At 72.2% G+C, this 20,719-nt stretch carries 10 protein-coding genes; all 10 read left to right on the top strand.

Features of this window, described 5'->3' with window-relative positions; translation table 11 throughout:
- The first annotated feature begins 77 nt into the window (after nt 1-77).
- The 10 genes from ACH34S_RS25830 (at nt 78) to ACH34S_RS25785 (ending at nt 20,693) form a co-directional block, all read left to right on the top strand.
- Nucleotides 78-770 carry a VWA domain-containing protein gene (locus ACH34S_RS25830; protein ID WP_395955374.1) on the top strand — a complete coding sequence of 231 codons (693 nt, stop codon included), beginning with the start codon at nt 78-80 and terminating at the stop codon, nt 768-770.
- Nucleotides 771-794: 24 nt separating this feature from the next.
- Complete coding sequence (locus ACH34S_RS25825; RefSeq protein ID WP_395955372.1) at nt 795-2,246, top strand: hypothetical protein; 1,452 nt, start codon at nt 795-797, stop codon at nt 2,244-2,246.
- The gene (locus tag ACH34S_RS25820) at nt 2,243-5,659 is read left to right on the top strand and encodes a DEAD/DEAH box helicase (RefSeq protein ID WP_395955371.1); all 3,417 of its coding nucleotides are present in this window, start codon (nt 2,243-2,245) and stop codon (nt 5,657-5,659) included. The genes ACH34S_RS25825 and ACH34S_RS25820 overlap by 4 nt, the downstream gene beginning before the upstream one ends.
- A 1-nt stretch (nt 5,660) precedes the next feature.
- Nucleotides 5,661-7,274: a hypothetical protein gene (locus ACH34S_RS25815; RefSeq protein ID WP_395955370.1), complete on the top strand. Its 1,614-nt coding sequence runs from the start codon at nt 5,661-5,663 to the stop codon at nt 7,272-7,274.
- 5 nt (nt 7,275-7,279) lie between these two features.
- Nucleotides 7,280-9,709: an AAA family ATPase gene (locus ACH34S_RS25810; protein ID WP_395955368.1), complete on the top strand. Its 2,430-nt coding sequence runs from the start codon at nt 7,280-7,282 to the stop codon at nt 9,707-9,709.
- The gene (locus ACH34S_RS25805) at nt 9,706-11,841 is read left to right on the top strand and encodes a DUF2357 domain-containing protein (RefSeq protein WP_395955367.1); all 2,136 of its coding nucleotides are present in this window, start codon (nt 9,706-9,708) and stop codon (nt 11,839-11,841) included. The genes ACH34S_RS25810 and ACH34S_RS25805 overlap by 4 nt, the downstream gene beginning before the upstream one ends.
- 167 nt (nt 11,842-12,008) lie before the next feature.
- The gene (locus ACH34S_RS25800) at nt 12,009-12,467 is read left to right on the top strand and encodes a hypothetical protein (protein ID WP_395955366.1); all 459 of its coding nucleotides are present in this window, start codon (nt 12,009-12,011) and stop codon (nt 12,465-12,467) included.
- 65 nt (nt 12,468-12,532) lie between these two features.
- On the top strand, nt 12,533-15,217 hold the full coding sequence (locus ACH34S_RS25795) for a tetratricopeptide repeat protein (protein WP_395955365.1): 2,685 nt from the start codon (nt 12,533-12,535) through the stop codon (nt 15,215-15,217).
- Nucleotides 15,214-20,241 carry a CHAT domain-containing protein gene (locus tag ACH34S_RS25790; protein WP_395955364.1) on the top strand — a complete coding sequence of 1,676 codons (5,028 nt, stop codon included), beginning with the start codon at nt 15,214-15,216 and terminating at the stop codon, nt 20,239-20,241. Before ACH34S_RS25795 ends, ACH34S_RS25790 begins: the two co-directional genes overlap by 4 nt.
- Entirely contained in the window at nt 20,238-20,693 is a 456-nt protein-coding gene (locus ACH34S_RS25785; protein ID WP_395955363.1) for a hypothetical protein, read from the top strand. The genes ACH34S_RS25790 and ACH34S_RS25785 overlap by 4 nt, the downstream gene beginning before the upstream one ends.
- Nucleotides 20,694-20,719: the final 26 nt, after the last annotated feature.

Here is a 20,719-nt window from a genome sequence, read left to right as displayed (position 1 = left end):
CGAGATCACCGCTTTTCTGCTTGGATGGCATCCCAAGTGGACAGCGGCGACATTTCCGATCAAGAAACGTGCGGCCCATGTCAGATGAGCAGTCCGGAATGCCTTTCGCGCAGGTGCAGCGGCCCCGTCCGCTGCCCGTCCTCGTGCTCGCGGACGTCAGCGGCAGCATGGCCCAGGACGGCAAGATCGAGTCCCTCAACGCCGCGCTGGACAGCATGATCAAGGCGTTCGCCGGAGAGCGCTCGGCGCGCGGAGAGATCACCGTGGGCGTCATCACCTTCGGCGGGAACGGCGTGGACCTGCACCACCCGCCGCTGCCCGCGTCCGAGCTCGAATGGACGGGCATGACCGCGGCGGGCGGTCCCAGCGGCACCCCGATGGGCGCGGCCTTCGAGCTGGCGCGGGCGGTCCTGGAGGACGAGGAACTCGTGCCCGCCCGCGCCTTCGCGCCGACCCTGGTGCTGGTCTCCGACGGGATGCCGACCAGCCCGTGGGCGGCGCAGCTTGACGAACTTCTGGCGTGCCCCCACGCCGCCAAGGCGCTGCGGCTCGCGGTGGCGATCGGCCCGGAGGCGGGCTCCCGGGCCTACCACGTGCTCGAAGCCTTCGTGGGCGACCCGATCTACCCGGTGGTCCGCGCCGAAGAGGCCGCGCGCGTCACCGAGATCTTCAAATACATCACGCAGAGCATCAGCGTGCGCGCCACCAGCGCGCGGCCCGAGGAGATCGCGGTCTTCGACCCCGACGAGCTGTACGACCTGAGCGACTGACAAGAAGGCTAAGGCGAGGACGTGGTGGCAACTCCGTTCAGGACGCCTCCGCCAGGGCGTCGCGTCCGCGCTCGGCTCCGGCCGGGCGACATCCTGTACGACGATCGCGGCGAGGCCCTGGAGTTACAGGCGGAACTGGGCGGCGGCGGCCAGGGCCGGGTGTGGTCGCTCACCGGGGGCCGCGCCGCGGTGAAGATCCTCAACGCCGAGGGCAGCGACGGCCCCGGCGAGCTGCGCACCCGCCTGGCGGTGGTGCGGCGGTTCGACCTGGCGGGCATCCCGATCGCGCGGCCGCACTCCCTGCTGACCGGCGAGCACGCCGGCTACACGATGGAGCTTCTGGACGAGCTGGCCCCCGTCGGCGCGCTGGCCGCGGTCCCGGCGAGCCGGCCGGGAGCCTGGTTCCAGGAGACGGGCGGCCTGGCGCGCCGCCTGCGCCTGCTGTCCCTGGCCGCCGAGGCGTTCGACCGGCTCCATTCGCGGGGCATCGCCTATGGCGACATCTCGCCCGGGAACATCCTGGTGTCGGCGAGCAGCGACCACGACCAGGTGTGGCTGATCGACCCGGACAACCTGTCGGTGGAACGAGGGCACGGCGGCAGCGCGTACTTCACCACGGGATACGGCGCGCCCGAGGTCGTCGCGCGGACGTCGGGTCAGGACACCCTCACCGACGCGTTCTCCTTCGCAGTCCTCGCCTTCCAGGTTCTGGCCCTGGCCCATCCGTTCGTCGGCGACGACGTCTACCGGTACCCGGACCGCCACGAGCCCGCGGCCTTCGCCGGCCGCCTGCCGTGGATCGATCACACCGGCGACGAGCGCAACCGGACGACGCAAGGACTGGATCGAGAACTCGTCCTCACCAAGGGCCTCCGGATCCTCGCCCGGCGTGCGTTCGAGGACGGGCTGCATGCCCCCGAAAAGCGGCCGAGCATGCGGGAATGGCACGAGAAACTCGAGCAGGCCGCGTTGATGATGGTGCCCTGCCCCGAGTGCGGGGGCACCTTCCACGCCGCCCTCGCGCTGTGCCCATGGTGCAGGAGAAGGGAACGACCGCCGATTCTGCGCTGTGACGTGCATGGCCACGTCCCCGCCGGGCGGGTGCCGGACGTCGACGAGGACACGGAGACCGATCGGCTCCAGACGCTGGTGCTGGCGGCCCGGCAGCCGCGGATCGTCCGGGCCCGCGGCGCGCTGCTGTACCTGGACCGCGGGCCCGCCGACATTCCCATCGACCCCGGCGAACCCGTGGCCGAGTTCGACTGGGACGGCCGGGAGCGGCTGCTGGTCCGGCGCGTCGGCAGGCACCCCGTCTGGATGGTGAACCGGGCAGCCAGGCGAGTGGTGGAACTGAGCACCGGAGAGGCGTGCCCGATCGACGTGGCCGAGGCGGGCCGCTGGACCGTCCACTTCGGCAGGCGCCACGAACCGCACCGCTTCATCAAGCTCCTGCTGCCGAGGACGGGTGCGCGATGAGCGCCGCCGAGACCCCGGACGAGCCGGGCCGCCTCGCCGGCGCGATGCCCGGCAAGCCCGCGTTCGTCTGGGTCGAGCTGCCCCGGGAGGTGCCGCCGGACGGGCTGATCGGACGCGAGGTCGTCCTCCTCCGGCTGGGGAACGTGGTGATGGTCACCCACCACGGACCGGACGGCACGGACCGCGAATACCCCGCCAGGCCCCGTACCGATGACGACAAGGTGGGCCTGCTCTCCCGCGTGACCGAGGACTCGCAGGTGATCGGCTTCGCCCAGGAACTCGATCTCGGGGAGCCGCCGCGGCGATGGCTCCGGCTGCGGATCCACGAGCTCGCGGGCAGCCACGACTGGCCCCCGATGCGGGTGGGGGCGGACGAGGCCGTTCTCGGCTCGGCCCGGCGCATCGCAGGTCAGGAGCAGGCCGGTGGGTGGGCGAAGGCGCTGGCGTGGGTGAACCGCACCCTCGTGTTCCCGGGCCCGCCGGGCGGGGACCGCCGCCGCCTGATCGCACTCGTCGCGCCACGGCAGGATCTGTCGCAACCGGCCTCGTGCCTGCTGCGAGGTGACGGCATCACCGCGACGCTGACCCGGATCGACGGCGAATGGCGGCTGAAAGGGCTGCACCGGGGCGACCGCGACACCGAGAAGTGGACCCAGGCCGCTGTCGTCCATGTCGACATCGAGCTGTACAACGCCACTGTGAAGGCCCGGCTGCGCGGCCAGATGCGGGAGGAGATCGCCAGGCTCGGCGACCAGGAGAAGCAGAACAGCTTCCTGGTGACCTGGCAGCGCTACCACGAGATGGAGAACCGGTACGCGCTGCGCCGCCTCGCCGATTCCGGCTACCTGGAGTACTCGGGATGGACGCACCTCGACGACCTCGAGGACGTGGTGCGGTTCGCCGTCGTCGGCGGCATCGGAGAGCTGGCGCAGCGGCTGCGCGACGAGCTGGACGCCGGCCGGGAGACCGAGCTCGAGTGCGCCACCGAACTGCCCGAGGTCCTCGGCGGCGCGGCCCGGACCGGCGAGCCGGCCGGGCTGCTCGACGCGGATCTCGCGCGCGGGAATCAGGTCGGCGTCGTCACGCACGTCGACGTCGCGGCGGGCGTGGTCGACATGAGGATGGTGCCGCGGCACCGGGGCCTCTCCGACGTCCAGGCCGACCCCCCGCACGCCGGGTTCCTGCACATCGCCGTCTCGGGCGACCGGCGGCGGCTGGAGCGCCGCCATCGCGCCCTCGACCGGCTGCTGGCCGGACGCATCCCGCTGCCGCAGCTGCTGTCCCTGCTGCAGGACGTCCCGGCCCGGGGCAAGGAGCGCGGGCGGCGGCTGCCGGCGATGTCGGAGGCCGCGGGCGCCTGCTTCAAGAAGCCGCCGAACGAGATGCAGGAGCTGGCGCTGGAGACCGCGCTCAACACGCCGGACGTCGCCGTCATCCAGGGACCGCCGGGCACCGGCAAGACCCAGCTGATCGCGGCGTTGCAGGTCAGGCTGGCCGAGGAGCAGCGCCCGCACGCCGTCGTCAGCCGCAGCATGCTGCTCACCAGCTACCAGCACGCGGCGGTGGACAACCTCGTCGAACGCACCCTGGTCTGGAACCTGCCGTCGGTGAAGATCGATTCGCAGAACCGTGGCTCGACGGCGCACATCGATCGCTGGCGCAGGGACACCATCGCGGCGCTCAAGGCGGACCTGGCCGGCACCGCCGAGGGCCGCCTCGCCCAGGCGATCCGTTCCGTGGCGCGCACGACCACCGGGTACTGCCGGGCTCCCGTGGCGGCCGAGAAGCTGGTGACCCTGCTCCAGGACGTGTCGCGGCAGGTCTCCGGCCTGGTCTCCGGCGAGCTGCGCGACCGGCTGCACCACAAGGAGACCGAGCTGCGCGCGGCCGGGAGGGTGGCCGGGCTCCAGACCGACCACCGGCGGGAGAGCGCGCTGCGGGCCGTGCGGGGCATCCGGTACCTGCCCGTCTCCTTCTCCGACGACGGACCGCAGATGGCCGAGGCGGCGCTCCAGCAGCTGGAGCGGCTTCCCGCCGCCGACCAGGCCCAGCTGGACCTGCTGCGGCGGGCGGCCGACTGGGGCGAGGACGGGCCGCCGGACGAGCCGCCGGATTTCCTGCCCGAGCTCGGCGGCGCCCGGGACGAGCTGCTCGACCGGCTGACCGGCGGCCCCGGCCGGCTCGTGCGCCCCGCGGCCCGCGAGGACGTGGTCGACCTGCTGAACGCGGTGATCGACGACCTCGACGCGCGGCGCCGCGCGAGCCGCGAAGGGGCCGAGGCGGCGCTGCTGGAGTTCCTTGAGGAGCTGGAAGGCGACCCCGAGGCCGTGCTGGCCACGCTGCGCCTGTACACGACGTCGCTGGCGACCACGTGCCAGCAGGCCGACTCGCGGGCCGTCCAGGAGGCCAAGGACGGCGAGCGGCTGTTCGACACCGTGATCGTCGACGAGGCCGCGCGGGCCAACCCCCTCGACCTGCTCATCCCGCTCACCCTCGCCGCCGAGCGGGTGATCCTGGTCGGCGACCAGAACCAGCTCCCGCACATGCTGGAACCCGACGTGGAGCAGGAACTGCGGGTGGGCGAGAACCAGGCCCTCGGCGTCCTGCGCGAGAGCCTCTTCGGCAGGCTCTTCTCGCTGCTGCACGATCGCGACACCACCCCCGGGCCACGCAGGGCGGTGCGGCTGAACGAGCAGTACCGCATGCACGAGACCCTCGGGGAATTCGTCGCGCAGAACTTCTACGGCGGAAAGCTGAGCTCGCCACGCGGGGCCGAGGGCTTCGAGCACGAGCTGCGCGGCTACGAGGGCCGTCCGGCGGCCTGGCTGAGCGTCCCGCACGCCGCGGGAGGCGAGTATCGCGGCCAGAGCAAGGCGAGGCCCGCCGAGGCCCGCGCGATAGCCGCCGAACTGCAGCGGCACGTGCTCGCCCACCCCGGGCTGACGTTCGGTGTGATCAGCTTCTACAGCGCCCAGGTCCGGCTGATCTGGGAGCAGCTGGTCCGGGCCGGCCTGGCGGAGCGGGCGGGCACCGGTCACCGGCCGGTCCCCGCCCTGGGCGACCGGCTCCATGTCGGCACGGTGGACGCATTCCAGGGCAAGGAGTTCGACGTCGTCTACCTGTCGGTCACGAGGTCGAGCCCCGTCCCCTCGTTCGAGCCCGCCGACCTGAGCGGGGAAGGGCCCGGTCATGAGCGCTACCAGCGCTGGGCCCGGCGGACGTACGGTCACCTGCTTCTCAGCAACCGGTTATGCGTGGCCATGAGCCGCCAGCAGCGCCTGCTCGCCGTCGTCGGCGACCCGGCGCTGTTCACCGCCGACGTCGCACCGGCCGAGGTCAGGCCGCTCGCCGAGTTCCACCGGCTCTGCGCCGAGCCGGCGGGGCCCGACCTCCGCCTCGCGCCGCGGAGCTGACATGTTCCACGTCCGCCGCGGAGTCCTGCTGCCGCACCAGCCGCCGCACCAGGGTGAGCTGCGCTTCCTGTGCTGGCCGGTGCTGATGTACCGGGTGACGGCCCCGGTCGTTCGCGTCCGCCATCTGAACATTCTGGAAAAGGTCGTCCTGGCCATGTGCGTGGCGGGTGTCCGGCAGCCGTCCGCCATCGCCGGGCGCATTCACCAGGACGTGGAACTGTGCAAATACGTCCTGAAGCAATTGCGTGCGGCGGGCCGGCTCGACATGGCCAACGCGCCGACCGACGCGGGCCACGAGACGCTCCGCACGACCCGGCTGGGCGAGGAACCAGAACTGATCATCACCCATGTCCTCCAGGACCCGGTGACGGGACGGCTATGGCCACGGAGCGTCGACGAGCCGTCCTACCAGCAGGTGCAGCGGGACCGGGGCGCCCAGGCCGACCTCCGCCTGAACACGGCCGGGTCGCCGCGCAAGGTGACGGCGCACGTCGTCCCCGGTCCGCCCGGTGCCGAGGCGACACCGCCGCCCACCCCGCAGCAGATCATCGACGCGGTGGCCGCGCAGCGGCAGGCGGAGAGCCGGCGGCGGGCGGCCGAGTTCGCCGACGCGCGCGGCGGCCGCAGCCCCGCGGCACATCTGGCCGAGCAGGATCTGCAGGCGCTGACCACCGAGCTGACCCTGCCCTCGGACGGGGCGGTGCACCGGGTGCTCGACATCGGCCCACCGATGCCCGAGTACCTGCTGGTGTGGCTCCGCGAGGACGACCCCGCCGGCGGCGGGCCGGGCTGGCGGGCCGCCGACCCGTTCGGGCTGGATCCCAACCCGATGGCGCAGCGGCTGGTCACGGAGCGGATGCGGGACGACCCGGACGTCGCCGGGTGGGTGACCGGCTTCGCGGACCTGTCCGACGAGCGGCGCAACAAGGCGTACCGCGCCAAGGGGCAGGAGGTGCGCAGCGCCGCCGAGCGCAGGCTGGTCCAGCTCCTCGGCGGTGAGATCCGGCAGCGCCCGCAGGCCCTGAAGCTGTTGCTCGGCCTGGAGGACGCGGCCGCCAGGGGCGGCGACAGCGGGGTGGAGGACGCGGCGCGCGAGGCGTACCGCCTGTACGAGTACCTGTTCCGGCTGCTGGCGGCCGAGTATCCGGTACCCGCCGCACCGAGCTGGGACGCCGGGCACCGGCCGCCGTCCATCGAGGTCGTCAAGGCCGCCCTCGAGACGGCGGCCAGGGACCTCGGCTTCGACTCGCTGCCGCCGGAGTTCGTCAAGGACGGTCACGCCGGCAAGGTCAGGAACTACCCCAAGAACGTGCGCGAGGGCAAAGAACCGGTGAGCATCGCGCACGCGTACGTCGTCAACCTCGTCCCCTTCCTCCTCGTCGCCGCGGCGGACCAGGCCAGCCCGCATCGCACCGATCACCCCCTCCGCGATCTCGCCGGGCGGCGGCCCGCGCTGCTCGGTGATCTCGAGGAACTCCGGATGCTCCGCAACCGCGGCTCGCACGCCGAGCGGGACGCCACGGTCGAGGACGACATCCGGTGGTGCCGCGACCTCGCCATGGAGGCCGCCCGGATCGTCGTGTCCGTCCCCCAGCAGGCCCCGGAAAGGACCTAGTACGCATGCCACCGCGAAACAAGAAGAGGCAGCGGGACACCGCGCAGCGCAACAACACCGCGCAGCACAACAACACCGCGCAGCGCAGCAACACCGCGGCCGGTGATCTCGGTGAGCTGGCGAGCGAGGCGGCGCGGCTCGCGGCGGCCGAGGAGCAGGCCACCGAGGAGACCGCCGCCATGCTCGCGGAGGAGGGGCTGCCCGCCGCGTCCGAGGACGGACAGGCCAACGGCACCGAGGCCACTGGCACCGAGGCCACGGGCGGCATCGACGTGGAGCAACTGCGCCAGGCCATCGTCCAGGCCAAACGCGCCCACACGCTCGGCGATCGGCGCGCGGCCAATTTCACAGCGGCCAAGACCGAGCTGGAGAAGAAGCACCGGGCGGAGATGGATCGCCTGGCCTCGGGCGTCGACAAGCTGGCCGCGGACCGCGCCGCGCACGAGGCGGAGGTCGCGAAGCTCGACGAGCGCGAAAAGGCCCTGGCCGGCCGGGAGAAACAGGTGGCCGAGCGCGCGCAGCGCGTCCTGGAACAGGAGGCCGAGGCCAAGAGCGGATTCGCGGGGTTCAGGGACGAGCAGCTCCAGCGGCTGCGCACCGAACTCGACGGGCGGCGGACCGCCTTCGACGACGAACTGCGCGAAAAAGAGGATCGCCAGGCCAAGCGCTTCGCGGAACAGGAGAAGCGGCTCTCGGAACGGACGGCCGAACTCGAAGAACGCTCCGCCCAGCTCGACGGAACCGGCCTTGAGCAGCGGCGCATGGGACGTCGCCTCGAGGCCCGCGAGGAGTTCCTGAACCAGGAAGTGGACGACCGCGTCAAGGATCTGCGTTCCAAGCACGCCGCCGAACTGGAGCTGGAACGGCAGAACGCGCTCGGCTGGCAGCAGCGCTACGAGAAGGTGCGCGAGCTGGCCGAGAAGCGCGCGCAGGAGCTGGCCCGGCATGAGGCGGCGGCGGTCGAGCTGGGCGGGCGCGCCGCGCCGGAGGTCAAGGCCGAGCTCGACCGGCTCCGCACGGAGAACGCCGAGCTGAAGGCCAGGGTGGTCGCCGAGCCCGCCGGCAACGCCGAATACGTCGCCGGGCTCCAGGCCCGCGTCCACGACCTGACCGTCGAGCACGGGGAACTGCTCCAGGCGAACGCCGACCTGCGCCGCCACGTCGCGGCGGCGAAGATCTCGGCGGTGGAGCGGGAGAACTCCCGCATGATCAACCAGGCGCTGGAGCGGCTCAACCGGACCCTGTCCGACGAGATCCACCAGCACACGGTCAAGCTGGAGCAGCTCCAGGCCGACGCCCAGGTGAGCTCGCCGTTCCCGGCCTGCTTCGGCATGGACGCCGACCGTTCCCTCGCCTACCGTCCCGACCTGCCGGACCGGCTCGTCGACCTGGCGGAACTGGTCGGGCTCGTGCGCCGGCGGATGGCCGCCGCCCTGGGCCTGTACTACTCCGTGCCGGACATGAGGTGCTTCCTGGCCGGGCTGGCGGCCAGCCGCCTGCACCTGCTCCAGGGGATCAGCGGCATCGGCAAGAGCAGGCTGCCCGAGGCGTTCGCCCGCGTCATCGGGGCGGGGTGCGAGATGGTCGCGGTCGCGGCCGAATGGCGCAGCCCGCAGGACCTCCTGGGGTACTACAACCCCTTCGAGCGCAAGTTCTACGAGACCGACTTCACGCAGGCGCTCTACAAGGCGCAGCTTCCCCTGTACAAGGACAAGCCGTTCCTCATCGTGCTCGACGAGATGAACCTCTCCCATCCCGAGCAGTACTTCAGCGATCTCCTCTCGGCGCTCGAACGCAAGGAGGGCGACCCGGCCGAGCGGCCGCTGATCCGGCTGATGACGTCCCGGGTGGATCCCGCGCCTGCCCTGCTCCGGGACGGCCGGGCCATCGAACTGCCGGACAACGTCTGGTTCATCGGCACGGCCAACAACGACGAGACCACGGTCAGGTTCGCCGACAAGACCTATGACCGGTCCCACGTCCTGGAACTGCCGTCCAGCCCGGTGCGGTTCGAGGTGGACGAGCCCGAGCCGCTGCTGCCCGTTTCGCTGAAGAACCTGCAGAGCTCGTTCGACCGGGCGGTGCACAAGCACAAGGGCGAGACCGACCAGGTGCTCGAGTTCTTCGACAAGGAGCTCGGGCCGCGGCTCCGGGACGAGTTCGGCGTGTCCTGGGGAAGCCGGTTGCAGCGGCAGGCGCGGCGGTTCGTCCCGGTGACGGTCGGGGCGGGCGGGGCGGCGGGCGAGGCCGCCGACCACCTGCTCGCCACCAAGATCCTGCGCAAGCTGTCCGGGCGGGTCGACATCCCGGTCGGTGACCTGCGCGCGCTCGAAGGGCTCATCCAGGCGCGCTGGACGGCGGCGTTCGCGGGTACCGACCCGTCGCGGTCGCTGCGGGCGCTGCGCGCCGAGATCAGGTCGCGGGGGACCGCATGAGCGAGGGTCCCCCGCTCTGGGACCGCGTCACCGGTGCGGTGGTGCCACTTCCGTCCTCGCCGGTGCTCCTGGGGCGCTATCAAGTTCCCCTGGACGAGCACGGGTACAGCCTGGGCAACAGGACGTTGAGGCCGGGCGACTACCTTGCGTCCGGCGGTACGCGATGGACCCTGCGCAGCGCCGGTGCCCGCTGGACGACCGGCGACTTCGGCACCGCCCCGATCCCGGCCCCGATCACGGTCGAGAGCGTCACCGCGGTCGCCGGCGAGCTGAGCGGCCTGGAGCGGGACGGGAAACCGCTGGCGGAGTGGATGGCCGTCCTGCCGATGGTCGACGGCGTCGAGGAACGCCTGACGCCGCATCCCCTGGAGGACCGGCTGCGCGTCGAGTTCGGTCACCTGCGCAAGGTGTGCCACGATCCGCACGCCCGGCTGCGCACCGAGCACGTGCTGGTGCCGGTCAGCCAGGCGCGGCGGATCACCTGGCGCACGGTGACCTACCTCGCGGGTCACAGCGAGACGTGGGCGACCCGCAGGCTGCGCGGCGTGGAACCGGCCCGGCTGCTGACGCCCGTCCAGGCCGCCGATCACGACCTCTACGAGAACCGGGTCGTCGCGACACTCGTGGAACGGCTGTGGGAGCACGTGCTCACCAGGCTCGCCGAGATCGAGTCGATCGAGGAGATGGTCGGGCGGGCGCCGGACCTGCTGGACGAGGTCGAGAAACGGAAGCACTGGCGGGAGCGGAAACGGCTCTACGAGATGATCGGCCGGCTGGTGGAGGACGACGGCCTGCCGGAACGCATCCAGGCCGTCCACGGGAAACTGGCCCACCTGCGTGACGCGCTGGCTCCGCTGCTCGATTCGGAGCTGCGCAAGGGCGTTCGCGGACGGTACGCGGGCCCGCCCCGGCTGCGGCCGACGAATCTCTGGGACAACCATCCCGACTACCGGCACTGCCGAAGCCTCTGGGACGCCGAGGTCGCGGCCCGGCAGGGCGGGGACGGCACGGAGAAGTCCGCCGAGGCCGTGGCGGCGTGGTGCGAGGACTTCGCGAGCTACGTCCTGCTGCTCGTGCTCCGCGCTTTGGAACTGTTCGGCCTGGACGCCGCCAGATCTTCTGCACCCGCACCCGTGGCCGGCCGTCCGGGCGCCCGCTTCCAGTACCGCGGTCACCTGGCCGGCCTCGACCGTTCGCCCGACGACACGTTCGCGCTCCTCCTTGATGAGCGTCCGGTCCTGCGGGTGGTGCCGCTTCCGCACGCGCTGACGAGCGCCGCCGGGCAGGTGCCGTTCGACCGGATCGCGGCCGGGCTGGGGGTGCCCGACGGTGCGGCGGTCATCGTCGTCTATCCCGGTGAGATCGCCGAACGCAAGGATCTGCCGGTGGGTGCGCGGCTGGCCTCGCATGAGGCGCGCGGCAGGGGAACGACGCCCGGGATGGTGCCGGTCAGCCCGTCCGACCTGGGCAGTATCGGACGCGTCGCGAGAGCGCTGCGCGCCGCGCTGGACGGTCAGATCATGCGCGGCTATCCCGTCCGGATCGCCACCAGGATCTCCGGCACGAGGGAGTGGGCGGACCGGTTCGACTGGATCGAATGGCGTCCAGGGGAACTGCTCGTCACTCGCCCGGCCGCCCACCCCGAGGTCCAGAAGATGCGGGCGTCCCTGGCCGATCTGCGCACCCGCACGGACAAGGCCCGCCACCAGGGAGACAACCGGGACGAACTCAAGGCCCTCGAAGCCGGGCTGCTGGCCGCCGTGCAGACCGTCAGGTCACTGACCACCTGTCCGGTGTGCCTTCGCGAGGCGCCCGATCCGGTCCGCGCCTTCTCCCGGTGGAAGGACGAGACGTACCGGTGCACATGCCACCATTGCGGCACCACGACATGGGAACTCAGGCGCTGCCCGAAATGTAATGATCGCTATCCCGTCCTGACCGTAAGTGGCCTGTCCGAACGCACCGGCGGCGACGGCGACCATCTCGACCGCCTCTTCTCCCGGGACCTCCTGGCGCCGCCATGCTGGGTCCGCGATTCCAGTTACCTCTGCTGGTCCTGCGGCCACTGCCCGGAAGTCCGTTCGGAATCGGCCCCTGAGGCGTGTACGCGCTGCAATCTCCAATCCCCATGAACGGAGTGCCGGATGTCCCGTACCGCAATAGGTGATCGTTTAGGCTTTTGTCGGTCCAGGGGAACCGGCGGGCCCTATGCTGCGTCATATTCTGTAATACGTGCGGCACGCAGCGGAGGGCGGGTCTGCGCGGAAACTTTCTTGGGTGTTACGGAGGGGATGCGGCCATGCCGCTGCGCGCCGAGCTTCTGATCAGCAGAGAGGTTTCCGAGGAGCGGCAGCGCGACATTGTCGGAGATCTCACGGGTTTCGAGCTCGACGTGCGGATCAGGCGCCCCATCGATTCCCGCGGGCTCGGCGACACCGAGTGGGTCCTGCTGCTGTCGTTGCCGCTGCAGGCGTTCCTCGCGGGGTTCGGTTCCGTGGTCGCCGAAGATTTCTATGACGGCATGAAGCGGCTGGCCGGACGCGTGCGCAGGCGGGAGGACGGCGAGGCCGCCGACCCGAGGCCGATGGTGCTGCACGACCGCGAGACCGAGCTGGAGATCGTGCTGGAGCCGGATCTCCCGGTCGCGGCGTACGCGCAGCTCTTCGAGCTCGACCTGAGCGGCTTCCAGAGCGGGCCCCTCCATTTCGACAGGGCCCGAGGATGCTGGCGATCCGTGTCCGACGAGATCGTCGGCTGAGGGCGCGGCACGGTTCGCCGGACGGGCGGCCGGGGCAGAAGTCGGTACGGAGCAGGGCTTGGAGCATGGAGACGAGCAAGGAGGGGCCGGCCGACGCCTACGCCCGCATCCGGATGGGGGAGATCGACGGCCCCTTGGCCGATCTCAGTGCGGCGATGCGGCACCGGACGCTCGACTCCAGCGACCTGTGGGTGATGGCGTGCATTGCGCTGCGAAAGGGTGCGTGGGGCTCCGCCGAGACCGCTCTTTGTGAACTGGTCGACGACGACCCGTCCCGTTCCGCGCTCGCGCACGGCATGCTGGCGTTCGCCCTGGAAATGCAGGGGAAATCTGCTGAGGCTCTGCGGTATTACCGAGTGGCCGTCGAAGGGGGCCAGGCCGGCGACGCGGTGTTTTATCACCACGGTTTGGTCGCTTATCGGCTGGGCCGTTATGACGAGAGCGTCGCATCGTGGTCCGTCCTGCTGCAGCGGCACCCCGGCCATTCCGAGCTGAACGAGTTAGTGGCATATGCCCGTTATGCCGCGGGTCGTGTCCTGATAGAGCGCGAGAACTACGAGGCCGCGATCCAACAGCTGGCAGCTTGTGAAAAGTCCCCGGCGGTCGCCGTGCCGAAAGAGGCCCTCGCAGAACTGCATCTGCATGCCGCGGCGCAACTGCTCTCCGGCCATGACCCCGACAAAGACCAGCGCGCCTGGCGGCATGTCGTCGAGGCGAGCAAGCGGCGGCCCGGTGACCCGCGGGTGCTGTACCGGCTGGCTCTGCGCGAATACGCCGTCGGCGCACATTCGCGGGCGGACCAACTGCTGGCCAGGGCCGCGCAGGGGCGCCCCGACGACCCGCGCATCCGCTACGCCCAGGCGGTCTGCCGCGTCCGGTTGGGCGAGCAGGACGACGCGGCGCGCGAACTCACCGCACTCCATGAAAAGGAAGGCGGCGAACGGGTCGCGCTCGCTCTCGCCGCGTCGCACATCCGGGCCGGACGGTGGGACGCCGCGCGGACGCTCCTCCTGACCTGCCCGCAGGATCCGCGAGCCGAGGCACTGCTGGCGGAATGCGACTACCGGTCAGGGCAGCCGGCTGGCGAAGAGGCAGGGCCGTGGTCCGCGGCCTGCCAAGTCCGCGAGGGACGCGTCGAGGCCGCGTCCGAAGTCATCCGGCGCGCCGATGCCGATCCATCGGGCAGGCTCCAACGGGAACTGGCGCTGCTGTTGCGCCGCGCGGCTCTCGCGGCGGCGGAGAACGCCGAGACCGATGGCCTGAGCAGAGCGGCCGACCTGCTTGAACAGAGCCAGCGGCTGGCCGCGGTGCCGACCGGTTTCGCTCACCTTCACGCGATCGTGCTGGCCCTGGACGGCCGGTTCCCGGCGGCCGTGCGGATGCTCGACGCCGCGTGCGAAAGGGACCCGGCCGACCACAGGCAGGCGCACACCCTCGCCCTGATCCTGCTGACCGCTCTCCGCGCGGAGGCGGTCCCGCCGAAGCCGGGCTGGCAACGGTGCGTCGCGGCCTGGGGCGCCGTCCTGCACGACGAGGCGTTCTGGGCCTACCGCCGCGCGGAGGCCGAGCGCCGCTACGGCGAGCCGGTTCCCCAGGCCCTGGTCGCCTCGCTGCCCATCGAGCTGCAGCGTCACCTCGAAGGGCTGCTTCCCGCAGCCGCGCACGACCGGCACCGCATCACCGTGCTCTCGCTCCTCCAGCGCGAAGCGGAGGCGGCACAGGCCCTCGCCGACACCGGAGGGCTTCCGATCCGGCATGACGACGGCCGGCGAGCAACGCTGGTCTGCGGCCCGCTGCGGCTGGTGGAGCTGGGGCGGACGGAACTGTTCGGCTCGTTCCTCGACGCCCAGACCGACGCGCCGCCCCGGCTGACGCGCCTGTTCTCCCAGCTGGGCTTCGCCGAGACGCGGCTGGCCGCCGGAACGGTCAGGGAGGCGCTGGACGCGGCCCTCGACCTGCGCTGTCCATCATGCCGAGGCCACGCGCCCGATGCGTCGGGGCCCGACGCGGCACGCCGGCCCCGGCTCTGCGGGCCCGATTGCTCGACGTTCGGTGCGTTGAACCCCGCCTACGCCGCGGCGCCCGCCCGCCCCGCCGGCCCTGGCGGCCCTGGCGGCCTGGCCCGCGACGCGCACGCGCTCGTCATGGACATCTGGCTGCTTCTGGGGCGCAACGCCTTGAGTGCGGCGAAGCCCGACCTCCGGTGGGTTCATGAATGCCTGGGGGCCGCCATCGTCCTGAGCCTGGAGACCGATCGCTACTGGGACACCCAGCAGGCCATCGTCACCATGGTGCGCGAACGGGCAGAGGGCATGCGCGACAACGACCGCCTCGACGAGGCGGTGGCCCTCCTGGAGATGGTGCACACCAAGACGGGCGCCAACCATCGGGAGCCTCTGGCGGGGCTCCTGTCGGCCGTCCTGACCGACCGGGCCATCATCGCCGTCAACGGGAACGCCGAGCGTCTCGACGGCCCGGCCGACGACCTGCGCCGTGCGGTGCGGCTCAATCCCTACCGGCTGAACGCGCAGGTCAGCCTTGGTGCGGTGCTGCGGATGCTGGCCCACCGCAAGAGGTTCGCCGGAAGTGCCCAGGGTGCTCGGCGGTGCCTGCGGGAGGCGGAGACCTGCCTCGCCGCGGCGCTGGCGCTGTGGCCCGGCGAGCAAACCCTTGAGGACCTGCGGAAGGGCGTGCAGGACGATCTGGCCTACCTCGCCGACCTGCTCGGCCCCGGGGACGACGAGGGGTGAGGACGACGCTGGAGTACGAAGAGCTGCGGATCCGCGTCCGGCGCCTGGGCACCGGCCGCTACCTGGTGGCGGTGAACGGGCCCACGTCGATGGCCGGGGTGCTGGAACCCGGCCCGGACGCGGCCGGGTTCCGCGCGAAGCTGGACCGGCTGATCACCGTGGAGCTGGGCGAGGCGCCCACGAACGACGATCACATGGCCAACCGGCTGCGCGAGCTCGGCCGCGAGCTGTTCCAGTGCCTGCTCGGCGGGCCGGTCGCCGAGGCCGTCGACGAGGCGTTCCGGCGGGTCAGGCGGCAGCGGCCGCAGCGGGCGCTGCGGCTGCGCTTCGATCTTCCGCCGGAGCTGGACGAGCTGCCGGTGGAGGCGCTGGCCACCCCGTCGAACCAGGCGCAGGGGATGCTCGCCCTCAACTACGACGTGTCACCGGTCCGGTCGTTGCCCGGAGATCTGCCATGGTCGCGGCTGCCCGACCCCGCGTCCGAGCCGAGCCACATCCGGCTGCTGGTGGCGGTGGCCTCTCCGGCGGGCACCGGCCTTCCGCCCCTCCAGGCCGGGAAGGAGATCGCGGAGCTGCGCCGCGAGCTGCCCGAGGCCGTCGTCAAGAAGCGCGTGGTGCTCGGGGTGACCCGCAGGAAGCTGGAGGACGCACTCGACGATCAGGCGGACCACCCCACGGCCGTCCTGCTCATCGCGCACGGGAGATACGACCCCGAGCGCGGTGAGGGCGTGGTGTTCCTGGAGACCGAGGACGGCGGGCCCGACCCGGTCCCCGCGCAGCTGCTCAGCGGGATCCTGGCGAAGGCGCGGCAGCTGCGGCTGGTGGCGCTGAACATCTGCGCCGGCGCGGACGGTGCGCGGCTGGAGCCGTTCTCCGGCCTGGCGCAGGCGCTGGTCGGACGTGGCGTGCCCGCCGTGGTGGCGATGCGGGGCCGGATCAGCGACCTGGCCGCCGCGCGGTTCAGCCCGGTGCTGCTGGACGGCGTGGCGAAGAACAAGACCATCGACGAGTCGGTCACCACGGCCCGCCGCTACATCTCCGACCTGCCCGGGCACACCACGATCGAGTGGACGACGCCCGTCCTGTTCGTCCACGAGGACTGCACCCAGGGCCGGCTGTTCAAGGCCCGCGAGATCCGTGCCGGCCGGGAGCCGACGACCGACCCGTTGCGCGAGGGCAGTGCCGCCCTGCGGCATGTGCGGGATCTGGACGGCCACCTCAGCCCCGATGACTTCATCGCCGCCGCGAGGTTCCTGCGCGCCCAGGGCAAGTGGGACGACGCGCGCGAACTCCTGCAGCCGGCGGACCTTCGCGAGCTTTCCGAAGAACACCAATGCCTCTATGACGAGGCCTTGGTCGAGCTGTCGTGGCCCTCGGTCGACGCCCTGTGCTCCGCGGTGGCGACGGAACAGAACGAGGAGGAGGCCGGACGCAGGCTCGACGAACTGCGTGCCACCACTGACGAGCTGTGGAACACCACCGAGGGCGAGAAGCACCCTTATCTGTCGTGCCTGGCCGCTGAGGTGGACGCCCTGCGACGGCTGACCGGCCTGCTCGAAGAGGCCCGCAAGGCGGAGTCCTGCGAGGACTGGTCGGCGGCGCTGCGCTGCTATGGCGAGGTGCTGGCGGAGCGCCCGCTCGGCTTCAGGGACGTGCGCGAACGCCAGGCCGCGGCCCACGAGGCTCTGCGGCGGAACGTCCACGAGCAGGCGAGGAGGGCGGAGGAGGCGGGGGACTGGCCGGCCGCGATCGCCGCCTACGAGCAGGCTCCGGACGTGCCCGGCTCGGCGACCCGGGCGGTCTACGCGCGGGGCCGCGCAGCGGCGGCGGACGGCGACTGGCCGGGAGCGCGAGACGCCTTCGTCCAAGCCGTGGACCTCATCGATGACCCGGACGGCGACGACCGCGCGCTGTGGGCGGCCTGGCGCGACTACGCCGCCGGCCGTGCGGCGGAGCACGATCGCCTCTGGGACGAGGCCGCCGCGCTTTATGAACAGACGTCCGGCTTCCTGGATTCGGCGGACCGGGTGCTGTACGTGCGGGGCAGGAAAGCCGACGCGTGCGGGGATTGGCAAGGCGTCATCGACGGCTTCGCCAGGCTGGGCGACCCCTTCGAGGATGGCGACGTCGGCCGCAGAAGGCTGTTCGCGCGGGCTCGTCTCGCCGTCGGGCGCGCCGACTGGGCGTCCGTCCTGGCCCTGCTCGCCGACATGGCGGACGCCGACCGCGACGGCGCCGTGGGCCTGCTGCGCAGGAAGGCCAGGGCCGGGCAGGCCGAGGCCGCCGGTGACTGGGGTGAGGCCGCCGCGTTGTACGCCCCGTACGCCGACTCCGCCGAGTTCCGGGATCCGCACCTGTACGCGCGGGCGCGTGCGCACGAAGCCCATGAACGCTGGGACGAGGCCCTGGCCGCGTTCGAGGAACTGCCTGACGGCTACGAGGACGCCCCTCTCCGCCGCGGCTATGTGCGGGCCCGGCTGGCCGAGCAGCACGCGTCGGCGGAGCCTGACTGGCGAGCGATAGCAGACGCGTACAAAGAGCTGCCGGAAGATTTCGCGGACGTCCCCAAGCGGGCCTGCTACGCGCGCGCACGGTCGGCCGAGCTCAAGGGGGATTGGACGGGCGCGGCGGAAGAGACCGACGCGCTGGGCGCCTACCGCGACGCCCCCGTCCTGGGCGACTACGCGCGCGCCCGGCTGGCGGAGGCCGATCATGACTGGCCGCGGGCGGCGGACCTGTACCGGCGCTGTGCGGGACGCCGGGACGCCGACGGCCGCGGGGCCTTCGCGGAGGGCCGCGTCCTGGAGGCGGCCGGGCGGTGGAGCGCGGCCCTGGACGCGTACACGAGGGTGCCCGGCCATCTCGACGCGGGCGAAGGGCACGGGGAAGACCTCAGAGGGCGCGCCGAGGCCTGCGTGAAGCGGCTGCGGTGGCTGCTGGACGGCGTGCCCTGGGCGGACGGCCTGGCCGACATGCCCCTCATCCCAGACCCGTGCGCGTTGCGCGACCCGACGTTCCCCTATCTGGCCCTCAAGAGCGCGGGCATCAGCGCCGGCTCGTCCACCGACGTCGTCAACGACGCCGCCTTCGCGCTGCTGGAACGCGGCGCGATGACCTGGCCGGCGCGGGTGGCGTGGGACGAGCTGCGGCTCCCCGCCAAACGGCTGCGGCTGGACGCGATGCTGTACGAGGTGCGCGATCCCCCTCGGTTGCGCGAGCGGCTGGCGGAGCTGACGCCGGACGACGGGCCCGACCTGCTCGACGTGCTGTGCCGCCGCTCGCCGGACGAGGTTCCGCTGCTCCTCCTGCTGGCGCGCGGGCGCGACGACGCCATCGCCGCCTGGGAGGAGCGGCTGCACGATTCGCCCGGCGACATGACGCTCGTGCACGCCCTCGCCGTCGCCCACCTGTGGCAGGCGCGCGAACTCGATGAGAGCGGCGCCTGGGAACACTCCGTGCGCGCCTGGGAACAGTCGCTGGCGTACTGGGCGACGGTGCTCTACGACGACGCGCACTGGGACCGGTGGATGCGGGCACGTGCCGTCAGCTACGAGCGTCCGGTGGCGTCCGGCGACGTGGCGCGGCTCCAGACCGTCGTGGAGAAGGCCCTGTTCGAGCTGCTGGCCGGATACGAGCGGCGGCACGCCCAGCAGGGGCAGACCGAACAGGGCCAGGCCTACCAGGCGCTCATCGACCGCCTGGAGATCGAGCTGCGCGCGGCCCGGGAGCTGAAGGACGTCGGCGGGCTGCCCGCCGGCCGCCTGGCCGAACCGCTGGTCTGCGGCCCCGGGTACCTGCGGATGGCGGGCCTGGAAATGCCGTTCGCGGAGTTGCTCAGGCGGCTCGACCGCGAAGCGGAGGAAGGCCGCGACCCGGGCAGGTACGCGGTTCGCATGCTGCGCTGGTTCTTCTCCGAGCTGGCGACGGCGTCGAGCTTCTTCTGGCAGCACCGCTTCGATGACGCCCTGCGGGCACTGCCGGTCGCGCCGGGTTCGCTGACCGATCGTCCCGGCGACTGCGCCGGCAAGGCGGCGGCGAGCGCGGCGCATGTGCGGTCCTGTGAGCATTGCGGCGAGTTCCTGACGCGCAGCCCGGCCTACGCGCTCCTGTCCAGGCGCCGTGCCCGCCTGATCCAGGACTCGGCCGACCTCGCCGTCCGCGCTCATCTCGCCCTCGCCCAGATCGCCATCACACGCGCCGACCTGGAACGTACGCTCAGCGAATTCGCGGCGGCGCTGCGCGTCTCCCGCGGCGCCGGCATGGAGGTCCGCACCCAGCGGGCCGCGGCCCGGATGGTCCTCGGCAGGATCGAAGCCCTTTCCGGACAGCGCGGCAGCAGGCGCGGCGCCGGCCTCGACGAGGCCGTCACATTGCTTGAGCGCGCCAAGCCGGTCATCGGCTCGATGGACGGCGACCTGCTCGCGCGGTACGAGGCCGGCTATGCCGAGGTGCTGGCAGAGCGGGGCGTGTGGCGCGGCTCCGAGTGCACGCAGTACGACCAGGAAGCCGATCCGGTGAGCGGGGAAGACGACCTGCGGCGGGCCCTGGCGATCAACCCCACCAACGCCTACGCCCGCGACAACCTGGCCCGGGCCCTGGTCTTCAGCCTCGACGGCCGGCGCGACGGCGCGGGACCCGCCGAGAAGCTGGCGGTGCTGCTGGAGGCGCTGGCGATCCTGCACGCGGGGCTCCTCGCCATACCCACGCACCGCTGGTTCGTCCGGACCCTGGGGCGGGCGCTGGAGGCGCTGGAGACGGTCGCGCTCGGCGAACTCGACTACGACCGCCTGTCCGGCCTCATCCAGGAGGTCGGCGGCGACCTGGACAGCGTGGACGACCGGACCGAGCGGGCCTGGGAGCTCATCCGCAAGGCCGGCCGGATGGCCCGCCACGGCGATCAGTGGGGGGCGCTGTACCAGCTGATCCGGGCGGTCCGCCTGGCCCCGGACGATGACGACGTGCGCGACGCGCTGCTCACCCTGCTGCGGACCCGGCAAGAGCCCGAAGGGACGGACGCATCATGATCATTCCTCGGGGTTCCGGCGCCTGGCCCGGGCCGTTCCCCTACGACGTGCTGGCCTGCGCCGGCGTCACACCCGACACCTCGCACGCCGCCATGCAGGACGTTCCGTTCGATCTGCTGGCCCGGCGCGCGATGACGCCAGAGGCCCAGCAGGCATGGAACGAACTGCGGACGGTGCGCCGCCGGATGCTGGCCGACCTCATGCTCTACGACGCGGACCCGGCCGCCGACCTCGCCGCGGCGCGGGCCGAGGTCGAGGCGGCGCTGCGCGACCCCGGCGAGCCGCCCGGCGTGGCCCGCTGCCTGGAACTGGACCCGCCGCTGTCCCCGGACCTGGCGGCGGAACTGGACGAGGTCGTCCTGGACCCGCCGCCGCCGATCCCCGCCGTGCGGGGGTTCGACGACCCCGTCCCGCCCGGGTTCCTGGACGACCTGATCCGTTCCGACGACTGACCGCCGCACCCGACCCCAGGGGACAG

Origin of the sequence: Actinomadura sp. 3N508, assembly GCF_044326375.1 — a bacterium.
Classification (GTDB): Bacteria; Actinomycetota; Actinomycetes; order Streptosporangiales; family Streptosporangiaceae; genus Spirillospora.
The sequence above is the reverse complement of the archived record's forward strand: the minus strand, read 5'-3'. Positions and strand labels throughout refer to the sequence as shown.

Excerpts from the sequence above, each read along its gene's own strand:
- ACH34S_RS25800 (WP_395955366.1), top strand. The coding sequence starts at position 12,009 with ATGCCGCTGCGCGCCGAGCTTCTGATCAGCAGAGAGGTTTCCGAGGAG.
- ACH34S_RS25830 (WP_395955374.1), top strand. The coding sequence starts at position 78 with ATGTCAGATGAGCAGTCCGGAATGCCTTTCGCGCAGGTGCAGCGGCCC.
- ACH34S_RS25810 (WP_395955368.1), top strand. The coding sequence starts at position 7,280 with ATGCCACCGCGAAACAAGAAGAGGCAGCGGGACACCGCGCAGCGCAAC.
- ACH34S_RS25795 (WP_395955365.1), top strand. The coding sequence starts at position 12,533 with ATGGAGACGAGCAAGGAGGGGCCGGCCGACGCCTACGCCCGCATCCGG.
- ACH34S_RS25815 (WP_395955370.1), top strand. The coding sequence starts at position 5,661 with ATGTTCCACGTCCGCCGCGGAGTCCTGCTGCCGCACCAGCCGCCGCAC.
- ACH34S_RS25820 (WP_395955371.1), top strand. The coding sequence starts at position 2,243 with ATGAGCGCCGCCGAGACCCCGGACGAGCCGGGCCGCCTCGCCGGCGCG.
- ACH34S_RS25805 (WP_395955367.1), top strand. The coding sequence starts at position 9,706 with ATGAGCGAGGGTCCCCCGCTCTGGGACCGCGTCACCGGTGCGGTGGTG.
- ACH34S_RS25785 (WP_395955363.1), top strand. The coding sequence starts at position 20,238 with ATGATCATTCCTCGGGGTTCCGGCGCCTGGCCCGGGCCGTTCCCCTAC.